15 protein-coding genes and 1 rRNA gene are annotated in these 13,954 nt (G+C 50.2%); 12 read left to right on the top strand and 4 right to left on the bottom strand.

All coding sequences use genetic code 11. The features are described 5' to 3' along the window. The first annotated feature begins 8 nt into the window (after positions 1–8). Positions 9–614 carry an ECF transporter S component gene (locus EDM59_RS18035; RefSeq protein WP_122924901.1) on the top strand — a complete coding sequence of 202 codons (606 nt, stop codon included), beginning with the start codon at positions 9–11 and terminating at the stop codon, positions 612–614. A gap of 326 nt (positions 615–940) precedes the next feature. Then, the gene (proS, locus tag EDM59_RS18030; protein WP_122924900.1) at positions 941–2,407 is read left to right on the top strand and encodes a proline--tRNA ligase; all 1,467 of its coding nucleotides are present in this window, start codon (positions 941–943) and stop codon (positions 2,405–2,407) included. 98 nt (positions 2,408–2,505) lie between these two features. Here proS and EDM59_RS18025 read toward each other — a convergent pair whose 3' ends face one another. Continuing rightward, positions 2,506–3,180 carry an HAD family hydrolase gene (locus tag EDM59_RS18025; protein ID WP_122924899.1) on the bottom strand — a complete coding sequence of 225 codons (675 nt, stop codon included), beginning with the start codon at positions 3,178–3,180 and terminating at the stop codon, positions 2,506–2,508. A gap of 68 nt (positions 3,181–3,248) precedes the next feature. Continuing rightward, complete coding sequence (locus tag EDM59_RS18020; RefSeq protein ID WP_092266997.1) at positions 3,249–3,866, bottom strand: winged helix-turn-helix domain-containing protein; 618 nt, start codon at positions 3,864–3,866, stop codon at positions 3,249–3,251. Positions 3,867–4,052: 186 nt separating this feature from the next. Between EDM59_RS18020 and bcp the strand changes: the two genes are divergently transcribed. Genes bcp through EDM59_RS17995 form a run of 5 tightly spaced genes read left to right on the top strand, consistent with a single transcriptional unit; the run spans position 4,053 to position 7,788 of the window. Beyond that, a complete protein-coding gene (bcp, locus tag EDM59_RS18015) occupies positions 4,053–4,523 on the top strand; it encodes a thioredoxin-dependent thiol peroxidase (RefSeq protein WP_122924898.1) in 471 nt (156 codons plus the stop codon). 39 nt (positions 4,524–4,562) lie between these two features. After that, complete coding sequence (locus tag EDM59_RS18010; protein WP_122924897.1) at positions 4,563–5,615, top strand: M42 family metallopeptidase; 1,053 nt, start codon at positions 4,563–4,565, stop codon at positions 5,613–5,615. Positions 5,616–5,625: 10 nt separating this feature from the next. Next, complete coding sequence (locus EDM59_RS18005) at positions 5,626–6,387, top strand: class I SAM-dependent methyltransferase (RefSeq protein WP_122924896.1); 762 nt, start codon at positions 5,626–5,628, stop codon at positions 6,385–6,387. 45 nt (positions 6,388–6,432) lie between these two features. Further along, positions 6,433–6,981 carry a cob(I)yrinic acid a,c-diamide adenosyltransferase gene (locus tag EDM59_RS18000; RefSeq protein ID WP_122924895.1) on the top strand — a complete coding sequence of 183 codons (549 nt, stop codon included), beginning with the start codon at positions 6,433–6,435 and terminating at the stop codon, positions 6,979–6,981. Between the two features lie 18 nt (positions 6,982–6,999). Next, positions 7,000–7,788, top strand: a complete 789-nt coding sequence (locus EDM59_RS17995; RefSeq protein ID WP_122924894.1) for a GNAT family N-acetyltransferase — start codon at positions 7,000–7,002, stop codon at positions 7,786–7,788. Positions 7,789–7,873: 85 nt separating this feature from the next. Here EDM59_RS17995 and EDM59_RS17990 read toward each other — a convergent pair whose 3' ends face one another. Continuing rightward, positions 7,874–8,776: a complex I NDUFA9 subunit family protein gene (locus tag EDM59_RS17990; protein WP_122925199.1), complete on the bottom strand. Its 903-nt coding sequence runs from the start codon at positions 8,774–8,776 to the stop codon at positions 7,874–7,876. Between the two features lie 129 nt (positions 8,777–8,905). On the opposite strand from EDM59_RS17990, the gene nth reads away from it, so the two are divergent. The 3 genes from nth to EDM59_RS17975 all read left to right on the top strand — a co-directional run bounded on the left by nth (position 8,906) and on the right by EDM59_RS17975 (position 12,187). Further along, positions 8,906–9,592, top strand: a complete 687-nt coding sequence (nth, locus tag EDM59_RS17985) for an endonuclease III (protein WP_122924893.1) — start codon at positions 8,906–8,908, stop codon at positions 9,590–9,592. A gap of 151 nt (positions 9,593–9,743) precedes the next feature. Then, positions 9,744–10,178, top strand: a complete 435-nt coding sequence (gene perR / locus EDM59_RS17980) for a peroxide-responsive transcriptional repressor PerR (protein ID WP_092266990.1) — start codon at positions 9,744–9,746, stop codon at positions 10,176–10,178. A gap of 251 nt (positions 10,179–10,429) precedes the next feature. Next, positions 10,430–12,187 carry a glycosyl hydrolase family 18 protein gene (locus EDM59_RS17975; protein ID WP_425455996.1) on the top strand — a complete coding sequence of 586 codons (1,758 nt, stop codon included), beginning with the start codon at positions 10,430–10,432 and terminating at the stop codon, positions 12,185–12,187. A gap of 61 nt (positions 12,188–12,248) precedes the next feature. Here EDM59_RS17975 and EDM59_RS17970 read toward each other — a convergent pair whose 3' ends face one another. Next, a complete protein-coding gene (locus tag EDM59_RS17970; protein WP_092266989.1) occupies positions 12,249–12,638 on the bottom strand; it encodes a YgzB family protein in 390 nt (129 codons plus the stop codon). 115 nt (positions 12,639–12,753) lie between these two features. Between EDM59_RS17970 and EDM59_RS17965 the strand changes: the two genes are divergently transcribed. Further along, entirely contained in the window at positions 12,754–13,617 is an 864-nt protein-coding gene (locus tag EDM59_RS17965) for a hypothetical protein (protein WP_122924892.1), read from the top strand. Positions 13,618–13,864: 247 nt separating this feature from the next. After that, positions 13,865–13,954, top strand: a 16S ribosomal RNA gene (locus EDM59_RS17960); the annotation flags it as partial.

Genomic DNA, 13,954 nt, shown 5'->3' with positions numbered 1-13,954 from the left:
TGGTACACATGAAAGAAACAGCATTACACTCTACGAGGTCAACCCAAAAGCTGGTGACGATCCCCATGCTGGCGGCCGTTGCCTTCATCCTGCAGTATCTGGAATTTCCCATTCCGCTGATGCCGAGCTTTCTGAAGCTGGATTTCAGTACTTTGCCTGCTTTGATTGGCGGACTCATGTACGGTCCGGTGGCTGGGATCATCGTGGAAGTTTTGAAAAATGCGCTGCACATGCTGTTTAAAAATACGGACGGCCTCTTGATCGGGGAGCTTGCCAACGTCGTAGCAGGTGCCAGCTTTATCCTCGTAGCGGTATCCATGCAGCGACTGGGCCAAGGAAAAAAAGGATTTTTGCTGGGGCTTGCTCTGGGGACTTTGCTGATGAGCGCAGTGATGGCTGTAGCCAATGCCTTCTTCCTGCTCCCTGCCTACGCGGCTCTGTATCAAATGCCAATGGAAACGCTGCTGTCTACCTTTGGAGCTACGAGCGTATGGTCGCTTGTCCTGTACGGAATCGTTCCTTTCAACATTTTCAAAGGCGCGATGCTCTCGCTGGTCGCTTATCCGGTATACGTCAAGCTAGGCAGTCGTTTGAATCCGCGTGCCACAAATTGACAATCAGGCGATGACTTGCTAAGATAGGTAACTAATAAAGTTTTAACGAATAAAGGCTATGAAAGGACCCGCAGTACCTCGCTACGTCCCAGAGAGTCGGCCCTAGTCTGGAAGGTCGATACGAAGGCAGAACTGCACCCCATCCTGAAGCCGCTGGCGATGAGCTGTGCCGGATGCCCCGCCGTTATCGGGACTTTGAGTGGACGCAGCTTTATGCTGTGTCAATCAGGGTGGTACCGCGGATGTTTGATCCTCCGTCCCTATGTGGGATGGGGGATTTTTTGCATTTCATTCGCGTTCATTTAAGAAAAAGGAGCTGTAGAAGGATGAAAGAGGAAAAGGCATTTGTGAAGGAAATTACGCCACAATCGGAGGACTTCTCACGCTGGTACATCGACACGATCAAAAAAGCGGACCTGATGGATTACACGCCCGTTCGCGGATGTATCGTGTTCAAGCCGGAAGGGTTTGAGCTGTGGGAACGGATTCAGGAAGCAATGAACAAGCGCTTCAAGGAAACCGGACACCGAAACGCTTATTTCCCCATGCTGATTCCTGAGTCCTTCATGCAAAAAGAAAAAGAGCATATCGAGGGCTTCAATCCAGAGCTGCCATGGGTGACGGAAGCAGGCGGTGAACCTTTGGAGGAAAGACTGGCACTGCGTCCAACTTCCGAGACGATCATCGGCCATATGTACAGCCAGTGGATCCAGAGCTATCGTGATCTGCCTGTCCTGATCAATCAGTGGGCAAACGTCTTCCGTTGGGAAAAGCGAACCATGCCGTTTTTGCGTACCTCCGAGTTTCTCTGGCAGGAAGGGCATACGGCTCATGCGACTGAAGAGGAAGCGCGCGAAGAGACCATGCAAATGCTGGAGATCTATCGCGAAGTCGTGGAGCAGGAGCTGGCGATCCCCGTGTGGAAAGGGCAAAAAACTCCAAGTGAGCGCTTCGCTGGTGCGGTTGATACGTACTCCATCGAAGCGATGATGAAGGACGGCAAAGCGGTGCAGGCTGGCACTTCGCACTACTTGGGCGACAATTTTGCGCGCGGCTTTGAAATCAAGTTCCTCGATCGTGACAATACGTTTAAATACGTCCATACGACGTCATGGGGCAGCTCGACTCGCCTGATCGGCTCGATGATCATGGTGCACGGGGATGACCGCGGTTTGTCCTTGCCGCCAAGAATGGCACCAACGCAAGTGATTATGATCCCGGTCGGACCGATGAAGCTGCGGGAGAAAGTGATGGAGGCGTTTGATCCGCTCTTCGATACCATCAAGGCTTCCGGTGTCCGTGTGCGTGCTGATTTGCGGGAAGAGACACCAGGCTGGAAGTTCAACGAGTGGGAAATGCGCGGAGTACCTGTGCGTCTGGAAATGGGGCCGCGCGATGTTGAGAACGGGCAAGTGATTCTCGCTCGCCGCGATACGGGTGAAAAAATCACGGTCGCAGTCGATGGCATCGTGGAAACCATCCAGAACTTGCTCGAGGAAATTCAGCAAAACATGTTCCAAAAAGCGCTGGCTTTCCGCGAGGCGAACTCTCATTTGACGATCGATACCATGGAGCAGTTGACTGCGCATATCGCAAAAAGCGAGCAGGAAAACGTCACCAGCGGCTGGGTGCTGGCTGGCTGGTGCGGAGATGACGCGTGCGAGGCGAAGGTCAAGGAAGAGACGAAGTTCACGTCCCGCAATATTCCCTTTGAGCCGCCAGTGACCAAGGAAACCTGCATCTGCTGCGGTGAAAAAGCACAGCATACAGTCTGGTTTGGCCGAGCTTACTAAGCCCTTACCGATGAAAAAAAGGCGTGCCCTATCCAATAGAGGCATGCCTTTTTTGTCCAGGAAGCATTGATAAAATTCTATAGCCAGTATACGTGCAACTAAGGCTCCGCAACAAAGCCTGGCGGCGCCAAGTTTTCTACCGATAGGATCCAGTCGACGAAGCTTTGTACATCCGTGAAAAGATAATCCGGCGCAGGATCAAACTTTCCGCCCTTTTGTGTGACGGTAAGCCAGTTGACGCCGACAGTCTGCAACCCGGCTGCCCGGCCTGCGATCACATCTGCGTCGCTGTCTCCTACATAGATGGTTTCTCTCGTGTCGGCCCCCAGCTTTTGCATGGCGAGCAGGATTCCTTCTGGGTTAGGCTTGGGGTCCGAGACATCGTCGCCGGTGATGACGATGTCAAAGTACTCGTCCAGCTTCCACTCCCGCAACGAAATTTCGGCACTGCGACTGCCTTTACCCGTCACGATTCCAAGCTGAAAGCCGGCATTGCGGAGCTGTTCCAGCATTTGCGTGACTTCAGGCGGATTGTGCAGACGCAGATGTTCATCTGTATAGGCAGAAAAAAAGTGTTCCAAGCCGGAGTCGTGCTCGTGGGGAGGCAATTCCTTTTTTACAATCCCCGTCTCTGTGGGTCCAAACAGAGCGATGATTTGTTCATCTGAGTAGTGCTTGTGCAAAAAGCGCTGAAAGGTAGAGCGAAAGGCGGTAAAGATGAGCGGGAGTGTATCGGCTACTGTGCCATCGAAGTCAAACAGAATGGTACGCATGCGGAAGCCTCCTTTTCCAAATACAAAAAGAAAACCATCGTTCGTGATGGTTTTCATGATGTCGGAGATTATTCGTCGGAATCCTCGAACGGTTCATCCGTATCGTCAGTAGGATCGGCAGGTGTCAGAGGGAACAGCACGTCAAAAAACTTGAACTTGCGGCGTCCCGGCGCACTTTTAAAGCCTTTGTATTTTTGCAGCAGATCACCGATTTCCTCGACAAGCTGATTGCGCTCATCCTGACTGAGATGAAATTCATGGGCATTGAAGGCGAAAGTATGCTTATACTCCTTGCGCACATCCTGATCGCTGGCAACAAAGCGGTTCAAGGTCCGCATGAGATCCTTCTCCGTGGTGCGGAAAGGAGTGAACATCACATCGCTCAATTGCTGAGCATTTTCCTCAATCATTACTTGCAGTTTGACCTGAATCACTTTGGCTACTGGTTCGTAATACTTTTCGACAATGGAACCTTTGACGCGTGTATCCACCTGCTCGAGCAAGCCGACACGAACCAGCTCTTTCACGTGGTAGTGAAGACGAGCAGCGTTTTCACCCAGCTCCGTGGCAATTTGTTTGGCTGTCCGAGGCTCGAGGTCCTCAAATAGCTCCAAAATTTTAACGCGCTCGGCAATCGCTAGGGATTTTAGTGCTTCTGGGTCTGTTACTTCATAAATCTCTTTCATGCCATTTCTCACCATCCAACTGACTAGGCCAAATTTTGATTTTTCGTCGTTCTCTATACTATCAATCAATTCTATCGTTTTCTGATAGAAAGCGCAACGTGTATAGAGATGAAGTGGCTGTAAGCTTGTGGTAAAATGAGATAGCGTGTAAATGTGGAAAAAAGGGAATAGAAGGAAGGGATAAACATGACCGCCATTGGGCAGGCAGCACCTGATTTTACGCTGGAAGCGAATGAGAATCAGACCATTTCACTTTCTTCCTATCGGGGAAAAAATGTAGTGCTCTATTTTTATCCCAAAGATATGACACCGGGATGCACCACAGAGGCCTGTGATTTTCGTGATTACCATCCGAAATTCAAGCAGCTGGATACTGTCGTTCTGGGAATCAGCCCGGACAGCGTGAAGTCTCACGATAAATTTGTGGCGAAGCACGAGCTTCCGTTTCCGCTGTTGGCAGACCCGGAGCATCAGGTGGCAGAGGCATATGGTGTCTGGGTTCTGAAAAAGATGTACGGCAGAGAATACATGGGCATCGAGCGCTCTACCTTTGTCATCGATAAGCAAGGAAATATCGCAAAAGCGTGGACGAAAGTAAAAGTGAAGGGGCACGTCCAAGAGGTGCTCCAATTTATCGAGGAAGAACTGCAAGCGTAGATAGTCCAATTACATAGAAGATATCAGGAGGCCAAATCCATGAGTGTATCTAACGACTATATCGTTGAATCTTTTTGTCAGCTGGCCAACATTCCTAGTCCGTCGGGGAATACGGCAAAGGTCATGGCGTGGGTAGCGCAGGAGCTGGAAAAGCTGGGGGTTGCTTTCAAGCGTACAAACAAAGGCGCTATTCTGGCGACGATTGCTGGAGCAAACGTGGATAAGGCTCGCCTGCTCACCGCTCACGTGGATACGCTGGGGGCGATGGTTAAAGAAATCAAATCGAACGGACGCCTGAAACTGACGTTGATTGGCGGATTTGAGTTCAATGCGATTGAAGGGGAGCATTGCCTCGTAGAGACTGGCAGCGGCCGACTGATCACAGGAACTATTTTGTCTACCAAAGCGTCAGTTCATGTTTATGGCCGGGAAGCGGGAAAAGCGGAGCGCACCGATCAAAACATGGAAGTTCGTCTGGATGAAAAGGTGAAAACCAAGCAGGAAGTGCTCGACCTGGGGATTTCCGTAGGGGACTTCGTGTCCTTTGACCCACGTGTGACCGTCACCGAGAGCGGTTTTGTGAAGTCCCGCCACATTGACGACAAGGCGAGCGTGGCGATTTTGCTGGGCGTTCTCAAAGAGCTGCAAGAGTCTGGGAAAAAGCTGCCGTACACGACTCATTTCTTTATCAGCAACAACGAAGAGATCGGCTACGGCGGAAACTCCAGCATTCCTTCTGATGTCATTGAATATTTGGCAGTGGACATGGGCGCGATCGGCGATGGTCAGACAACAGACGAATACTGTGTCTCCATCTGCGCGAAAGATTCGTCTGGACCTTACCACTATGGGCTGCGCAGCCATCTGACCAAGCTGGCAGAAGCAGAAGGCTTGAATTATCAGGTCGATATTTATCCATTTTACGGGTCGGATGCAAGTGCAGCATTGCGGGCTGGCTATGACATTGTCCACGGCTTGATCGGACCTGGGGTAGACGCTTCGCACTCGCATGAGCGTACCCACCGCGAAGCGCTCGACAACACAGCCAAGCTGATTATGGCGTACCTGCAATCCGAACAATTGCAAGCATAGGAGAGCTGCCATGAGCAATATGTATGATTGGGCTGATTATTACGATTTGACGCAACGCGGACTGAATGGCGATGTGGAGTATTATATGGATCAGGCCAAACAGGCGGGCGGCAAGGTGCTTGAGCTCGGATGCGGGACGGGGCGCATTACCCTCCCGCTGGCTCAAGCGGGAATCTCCGTGACAGGGCTGGATCTTTCGCAAAAGATGCTGGATAGGGCGAAGGCAAAGGCAGAGGAGCTGGGTGTGGCAGATTCCGTGCGTCTTCTCCAAGGAGACATGCGCAGCTTCGACTTGGGCGAGACGTACTCCTTGATCATGATTCCATTTCGCTCTTTTCTGCATCTGCTTCACATCCAAGAGCAGATGAAGGCGCTGGCTTGTATTCGCAAGCATCTGGCACCGGGCGGCAAATTTGCCATGAATGTTTTCGTACCGAAGATTCAGCATTTTTATGAGGAAAATGAAAAAATGTCCTTGCGTGGGACGCATCGGATGGAGAACGGCGATGAAGTGGCGATGTGGGATTACACGCGCTACGATCACTTTCAGCAATTGGCGGAAGTGACACGGATATATGAACGCTCCAACGCTGCCGGAGTGATGACAGAGCGTGTCACGGGTCGATTTACGCTGCGGTATATTTTCCCGACTGAATTGCATCACTTGCTGCGCTTAAATGGCTTCAAAGTAACACAGCGCTATGGCAGCTTTGCCAAAACAGCCTTTGACGCCAGCAGTTCCGAGCTGATTTTGGTAGCAGAAGCCTTGTAGATTGTCGATTTCCAGGGAAATAAAGGGAAAGATGGAGGGGCTGGAATGAAAATTTACACCAAAACAGGGGATAAAGGCGAGACATCGTTAGTAGCCGGCGTTCGCGTACCTAAGTTTGCAGATCGTGTAGAGGCTTATGGTACATGCGATGAGGCTAATTCGCAGATCGGACTCGCGCTGTCTCTCTTGCCGGAGTCCGTCGATTGGAAAGAGCTTCGGGAAGTATTTCATGTCATTCAGACCAAGCTATTTCACGTTGGTGCTGAGCTGGCGACTCCAGAGGGGAAAAAGGTCGGCTGGCCGATTGGAGAAGAGGATGTCACTTTCCTGGAAGGTCAGATTGATAAGCTGGATGCAGACTTGCCGGCTTTGACCAACTTCGTGCTGCCTGGTGGACATCCGGCCGCAGCTGCTTTCCATGTCTCGCGTACAGTGGTGCGGCGAGCGGAACGCAAGGCCGTCCATGTCGCACAGCAAGAGCAGGTCAACCAAGCCGTGGTGAAATACTTGAACCGCTTGTCCGATTATTTGTTCGTTGTCGCCCGCCACATAAACAAGCAAACGGCAACAGCAGAGCAGACCCTGCATGAATAGCCTGACTGGAGGCTCCAAATGAATTTGCTGTCTATCGTTGAACAGACGGACGTAGCCTATAAACGGGCCTTTTCCAATCACGCCAAGCGATCGTGGGGTTACTTGTTCTGGAACGAAGAGAATCCAGGGCATTATGATGCCAATCATGCCCATGTTTCGAATGCGGTAATGGACCTCCAGCAAGCAGCTGAGATGGCGGACGAGATCATCCCGTTTTTTGAGGAAAAAGGCATTCATCCCCGATTGTATTTGTACGATGCCCCCAATCAGCAGAAGCTGGTGGAAGTGCTGGAGCAGCGAGGCTTCCGCACGGAGGAGCTGCCCTCGCCTGTTCAAATCTGGCAAGGGGAAAAGGCTCAGGTGAACGAGCATTCTTCTGTCACCATCGAGCCCGTTACTGCTGCCAACTACGAGGAGTGCCTGCTTGTAGAGTCTGTCCCTGAGTTTGGGGGCAAGGAAGTTCGGGAAAAGGCTTTTGCCCAAGAATTTGCCCATCCGGATTTTCAGCATTTCCTGCTGCGAGTAGAGGGGGAACCAGCCTCCTCTTTGTGCCTGCTGAGGGCTGGCGATGTGGTTCGGGTTGAAAATGTTGCGACTCTGCCGGCTTTTCGCGGGCGCGGTCTGATCGGTCATTTGATCCGCTATGCGCAGGAACAGTTTATCCAATCCAAAAGCTCAGAGCTATGGGTATGCCCAATTAATGAGCGAGTAGAAAAGGTGTACAGCCGTTACGGGTTTGTCACGGTTGGCACGATTCCGTTCCTTCATGTTTTTCGCGGGGGAAAAGGCGTGCTGGAGATTCGATAAGAAAAGAAGATCAAAAGCCCCGGATCGATTGTGATCGGGGCTTTTTGCATGAACGCCGAACGCCTTCGCCAAGCTATTGCCTTCTTTACAAATACTGAGAAATCCCTTGGCGAAACTCGATTTTAGGTGTATCGAAAGTCGTGTAGAGCGGCTCTGAGTCCTTGCAGGCGTTTCCTTCCAGCAGCATAGTGAGCTGTGTGTTTGTAATGGGGAAGAAAGGGAAACCTTCCATTATATTGATGACAGGTTTCATCAGGGACAGTGGGATATGAATTTTCCGCACGCTTCGTTTTCCGACCGCAGCGCCGATATGATCCAAGATGTGCTCGTAGGTGATTGCCTCAGGTCCACCTGTTTCGAAAATTTGATTCGCAGCAGAAGGCGACGACAGTGCCTGGACAAACACATCTGCGACTGTCTCTCTGGCAACGGGCTGCAAAGGATAGGCACCGCTTCCGAGAACGGGGGTCACCGGCAGCCTGACCAAATCGGCCAGCATGTTTACGAATTCGTCGCCAGGTCCGAAAATAACCGAAGGACGAAAGATGACAAACGGGATTCCGCTAGCGATGACGATCTGTTCCGCCGCGTATTTCGTCTTGTGGTAGGCGCTGGTTGCATTCTCCCGTGCCCCCAAAGCGCTCATATGGACAAATCGACTGACCCCTGCTTGTTTGGCTGCCTCTACGACGTTTCTTGTCCCTTCTATATGAATTCGCGGAAACGTGACCCCTTTTCTTGGCTGCTCCCGGATGATCCCAACCAGATGAATGACGGCGTCACAGCCAGCCATTGCTTCACGGAGTGAGTCGGGATGAAAGAGGTCTCCGGCAGCATAGGTAATCTTGCCGGCAGCCTCATCGTGACGGCCTAGTTTCGTTTCTGATCCAGGGCGAACGAGACAAACCACATCATGTCCTTCCTCGCGTAGCCTTGCCAACATCCCTTTCCCCACAAAACCGGTAGCACCTGTTAGAAATACTTTCATCCACATTTCCCCTCCGTTATATTCTTCCAGCTCCATTTTACTTCATGGAGATACGAGCCCGCCACAAACTCCCTGGATTGCCGAGTTGACGAGCCACGGTATAATGGAGAGAAAAAGGGGGATATATGAATGGCACAACGCAAAGTACCAGTCGAAGAAATATTGGATACCCTGCAGCAGCTGTATCCAGACGCGCATTGTGAGTTGAACTATACCTCCCCGTTTGAACTTCTGATTGCCACGATCTTGTCAGCACAGTGTACAGATAAACGGGTGAATGAAATAACGGCGCCGATGTTTGAAAAACTGAATAAACCGGAAGACTACCTTCATTTGACGCAGGAAGAAATGGAGGAGCATATAAAAGGGCTCGGTCTGTATAAGAATAAGAGTAAAAACATTTTAGAGACCTGTAGAATCTTGTACGAGAAATACAATAGCGAAGTGCCGCAAACGCACAAGGAGCTGGAGGCATTGCCGGGAGTCGGGAGAAAGACAGCTAACGTGGTCTTGTCCAACGCCTATGGGGTTCCGGCGATTGCAGTCGATACCCATGTGTTTCGCGTAGGAAACCGTTTGGGATTGGCCAAAAGCGACAATGTCGACGAAGTGGAGCGTCAGCTGATGAAGCGTATTCCCCGGGAAAAATGGTCGGATGCTCATCATTGGTTGATTTGGCACGGCAGACGGATCTGTTCCGCCCGCAACCCGCAATGCAGTCAATGCCCGCTGCAAACCATGTGCAAGCACGCGATCGCAGAAGGGAAGAAAGCGCAGGCAAAACCGAAGGCGAAAACCAAAACGAAGACGCCATAACCGTTTCCCAATTTCTTCATTCGGGAAATAAACGGAATGGATATTGACAGTTTTCGCTCACAAGACGTACACTTATTTATAGTAATTCTAATCAATGACATGAGAAAGGCTTGTTCTTTTGTCCTTGCGAAAGACTGTGGGGTGTAACGTTATGACACAGCGTGTAGAGAAAGCTGTAGAAATCCTGAAGAATACCGGGGTTCGAATGACACCTCAACGCCATGCCATCTTGACCTATTTGCTGGAGACGATGACTCACCCGACGGCTGACGAAATATACAAGGCCCTCGAAGGCAAATTCCCCAATATGAGCGTTGCTACGATTTATAACAATCTGCGTGTCTTTAAAGATGCTGGATTAGTTATTGAATTGACTTACGGGGATGCGTCCAGCCGTTTTGATGCAAATGTGGAGGAAGATCACTATCACGCAATCTGTTCGAAGTGCGGGTCGATCAGCGATTTTCATTTCCCATACTTACGGGACGCGGAAGAATCAGCAGCGAAAGACATCGGATTTCACGTTACAGGCCATCGCATGGAAGTTTATGGCGTTTGTGAAGCCTGTCAAAAGAACACCCACTAAATGCAGGACTGCAACACAGAGCACCTTCTGAATCAACCGGAAATCAGTTGAGGAGGAAGGTGTTTTGGTTTGCCGATATTTGCACCAGACATCCCAAGGTGTAACGTTTTCGGGTTTCAAACGTCTTTTGAAAGGAAGCATGTCAGAAGGTTGTGAATGGTTTGTACCCAAACAGGCATAGAAAGAATAGACGAAATAGATTGACGGATATCACTCTCGGATATGTTCCGTCTGAGAGGAGGTCGTAGCTTGTGAGTATGGAGTTAGGGATGGCTGCCCGCCCCAAAAAGCGGAGAAGGCGGGTGTTTCAGTTTTTCCTTATGCTGATTCTCTTTTTTGTGGCGATATTTGGAGGGATTTATTGGTTCTTTGTCCTGCGGGCGTCAACAGAGCACGTATCGCCATTTAACGGGGAGAAGCACGCGCTCGTTTACCAGGGTGAGGTAGAGAAGACTCCTTATCTGATAGAAGCGGATCAAATTTTGCTGCCGTTCTCATTTATTCAGGAGAAGCTGGATCCCGCTATTTTCTGGGACGAACCTACTCATTCGGTCATCATTACGACGAAGGACAAAGTGCTGCGAATGGAAAGCGGACAAGTGGTAGCCTATCTGAACAAGCAGCCGGTCAATCTGCAGGTGCCCGTAAAAGAAGTGGATGGGGTTCGTTATGTGCCGCTTGAGCCTTTGGAAAAGTTGTATCCGTATTCTTTTGCGCATAAGCCTGCGACGGGAGCTCTTACTGTAGAAAAGGACGGATATGCGATTCAACAAGCAAAAGTGGTACAGGATGACGATCCTCAGCTCGTTCGGACAGGAGCTTCGCTGCGCACGCCGATCGTAGCGGAGCTTTCCTCAGGTGCTGTAGTGGATGTACTGGGACAGTCGGACAAGTGGTACCGGGTTTTGACCGCTGATGGGATTGCGGGGTTTCTGCCACGAGAAAGTCTGGAGCTAACACAGGTGCGAAAGGTAAGTCTGGATCGCCCAGCATCCTCTACACAAAAGGCTGTCTGGAAGCCGCTGGGACAAAAAATCAATCTGGTGTGGGAACAGGTTACGAGTAAAAATCCAAATGTTTCCGATATCGGGCCTATGCAAGGCGTCAATGTGGTTTCGCCAACGTGGTTCGAAATGAAAGATGCAGAAGGGACACTGCAGAATAAAGCTGATCCTGCGTATGTGAAGTGGGCGCATCAAAGGGGTTACCAGGTCTGGGGATTGGTCACGAACGGATTCAACCCGGACTGGACGAAATCTGTTCTCAGCAGCTACGACAAGCGGGAAAAGCTGATTGCCCAGCTCATTCACTATGCCAACCTGTACGATCTGGACGGGATCAACATTGACTTTGAAAATGTGTATCTGGATGAAAAACAAAAGCTCGTCCAGTTTGTGCGCGAGCTGACACCCTATTTGCATGAACAGGGGCTGACGGTTTCCATCGATGTGACAATCAAGTCAACCGCAGAAACATGGTCGATGTTCCTCGATCGAAAAGCCCTCGCAGAAGTGGTAGACTACATGGCGGTCATGACCTATGACGAGCATTGGGCGTCCAGTCCAAAAGCCGGTTCAGTGGCATCCTTGCCATGGGTGGAAAACGGATTGCAAGGGGTACTCGAGGAGGTTCCCCATCAAAAGCTGTTGCTGGGTGTCCCTTTTTATACGAGATTGTGGACGGAAACCAAGCAAGCGGATGGAAGCGTAAAGGTATCCTCCAAGGCCTTGTCGATGCCTCGTGCGCTGGAGTGGATCGAGGAACGCAAGCTGACGCCGACTTTGGATGAGGCCAGCGGGCAGAACTATGTGCAGTATCAAGATCCTAAAGATGGCAATACCTATAAAATGTGGCTGGAAGACGTGACTTCTATAGAAAAACGGATGGCCATTGTGCACAAGTACAATCTCGCGGGAGTAGCTTCTTGGCGCCGCGGCTATGAGGTGCCCGAGATTTGGAAGGCTGTCTCAGATGGATTGAACAGCCAGCATGAGAAGCCCTCGTCCTAGAAAGAAAATAAGCCACCTGTTGCTCGACGTGGGCAGCGGGTGGCTTTTGCATGATCTTTCATTATTTTTGTGGTGTAAGGTTTTGGTTTTGCTGAGGCTGTGCGTCATCGAGACGGAGTGGTTGTCCGCAAAACATACAGGCGTCTTCTTTTCCGAGCATTTTCGTTACTTTTTGGCACGATGGGCATTGTACCTGAGGAGCAGAGGTAGATACCATTCCGGAAATCATAAACATAACCGTGCTGCCCATCGTCAAGATAAAGCCAATGATCAACAGCAACGTCATAAAGACGTGAGAACCTTTGAACAGGGTGCCGAGAAAAGGAATAAAGTCCAAGTATCCAGCAAAGAAAGCGTACCCCGTATACATCAGCAAAATACCGATCACCATGCTCCAGTTACCCCAAGTGCGCATGCGTTTGATCTTGCTAAGACGTTCAGTTTTCTTCATCATCATTCCTCCTACCCTACAGTATAGCATACTAAGGATTTGTCTGTTGACAAGCAGGAAAAGGAGTTCTCATGTAGAATCCATATGTTCAACCCAGGGGCAGGGAGGAAAAGGCATGGACATGAGGCCAGAAGAGAGTCAACAAACGTACCTTGAACTGCTTCAAAAGCGTTTGGATGTACAAGCTGTACTTATGCTTCCCAATTTTCCCCTTCGCGATGGCACCTTCTATTTGATTGTTGCCAGCCAACCTGAGTCTGATAACAGCATTCGGCGGATATACTTTCAAGATCAATGGATTGTTGAGCAATGGATCAGCGTTTGGCAGCTGGAAAAGAGTGCGGCATACGGCTTGGATGAGAAGCTGGCATACACAGTGGCAAAGGCAGAGATTCTTGTTGATAAGGACGGTTATATGAGACAGATGAGGCAGCGGTTGCTTCGGCTTACCGATTCGCTGCAAAAAAAGCTCATCTGCAAAGAGTATTCCCGATTGGTGTATTTTTTCCACGAAGCAAAAGAATGGCTGCAGCAAGGCTCTACTCTGGATGCTTACCACGCTTTTGTACAGGCGCTGCATGCATGGGCCCGCCTCACTGTATATGAAATGGGAGAGTATCCTCAGCCGGCACTATGGTCTCAAGTGAAACAACTGGACTCGTCTGTGTACAAGCTGTATGAAGAGCTGTCTATGAACGCAGAGACTTTGGAAAAGCGGATTGAGCTCTTGGTGCTTGCGATTGAATTCGCAGTGACATCACGCATGAAGGAATCGGTACGTTTTTTGATTGAGCTGATGGAGACAAAGGAGGGGCCCTGGCGCTTGCAGGAGCTGATGAATCATCCTGCTGTGCAGGCAGCGGACATTGAAATTCCTTCTTTAATTGAGAAAATGGTTCAGCGCTCATTCCTTCAGGAAGTGGTCTGCCCAGGGCAAGATGAGGGAGCACTAGAGGCTTGTTTTATTTTGCTTGGGTGAATTTTTTTAAATAGTGTTGACTTCGGTTTGTGATCCATGCTATATTAACAAACGTTGCTGCTGCTTCTACGAAAAAATGGCAGCGAAAGAATTTGAAAAAACCACTTGATTTCCTGGTTGGAAATGTGGTAAATTAAAAAAGTCGCCTCTGGGCGATAAGCCAAAAATGCTCTTTGAAAACTGAACAGCGAAAGCGTTGATGAGTCTATCATGAAATGATTTGCCAGCTTTGAACCAGATACAAACTTTATTGGAGAGTTTGATCCTGGCTCAGGACGAACGCTGGCGGCGTGCCTAATACATGCAAGTCGAGCGAGTCTCTTCGGAGGCTAGCGGC

The organism is Brevibacillus nitrificans (genome assembly GCF_003710965.1).
GTDB lineage: Bacteria > Bacillota > Bacilli > Brevibacillales > Brevibacillaceae > Brevibacillus > Brevibacillus centrosporus.
The sequence above is the reverse complement of the archived record's forward strand: the minus strand, read 5'-3'. Positions and strand labels throughout refer to the sequence as shown.

Coding starts and splice junctions, on each gene's coding strand:
- EDM59_RS17990 (WP_122925199.1), bottom strand. CDS start 8,776: ATGAAAGTATTTCTAACAGGTGCTACCGGTTTTGTGGGGAAAGGGATG.
- perR (WP_092266990.1), top strand. CDS start 9,744: ATGACACAGCGTGTAGAGAAAGCTGTAGAAATCCTGAAGAATACCGGG.
- EDM59_RS17995 (WP_122924894.1), top strand. CDS start 7,000: ATGAATTTGCTGTCTATCGTTGAACAGACGGACGTAGCCTATAAACGG.
- EDM59_RS17965 (WP_122924892.1), top strand. CDS start 12,754: ATGGACATGAGGCCAGAAGAGAGTCAACAAACGTACCTTGAACTGCTT.
- proS (WP_122924900.1), top strand. CDS start 941: ATGAAAGAGGAAAAGGCATTTGTGAAGGAAATTACGCCACAATCGGAG.
- EDM59_RS18035 (WP_122924901.1), top strand. CDS start 9: ATGAAAGAAACAGCATTACACTCTACGAGGTCAACCCAAAAGCTGGTG.
- EDM59_RS18000 (WP_122924895.1), top strand. CDS start 6,433: ATGAAAATTTACACCAAAACAGGGGATAAAGGCGAGACATCGTTAGTA.
- EDM59_RS18010 (WP_122924897.1), top strand. CDS start 4,563: ATGAGTGTATCTAACGACTATATCGTTGAATCTTTTTGTCAGCTGGCC.
- EDM59_RS18005 (WP_122924896.1), top strand. CDS start 5,626: ATGAGCAATATGTATGATTGGGCTGATTATTACGATTTGACGCAACGC.
- nth (WP_122924893.1), top strand. CDS start 8,906: ATGGCACAACGCAAAGTACCAGTCGAAGAAATATTGGATACCCTGCAG.
- EDM59_RS18025 (WP_122924899.1), bottom strand. CDS start 3,180: ATGCGTACCATTCTGTTTGACTTCGATGGCACAGTAGCCGATACACTC.
- EDM59_RS18020 (WP_092266997.1), bottom strand. CDS start 3,866: ATGAAAGAGATTTATGAAGTAACAGACCCAGAAGCACTAAAATCCCTA.
- bcp (WP_122924898.1), top strand. CDS start 4,053: ATGACCGCCATTGGGCAGGCAGCACCTGATTTTACGCTGGAAGCGAAT.
- EDM59_RS17970 (WP_092266989.1), bottom strand. CDS start 12,638: ATGAAGAAAACTGAACGTCTTAGCAAGATCAAACGCATGCGCACTTGG.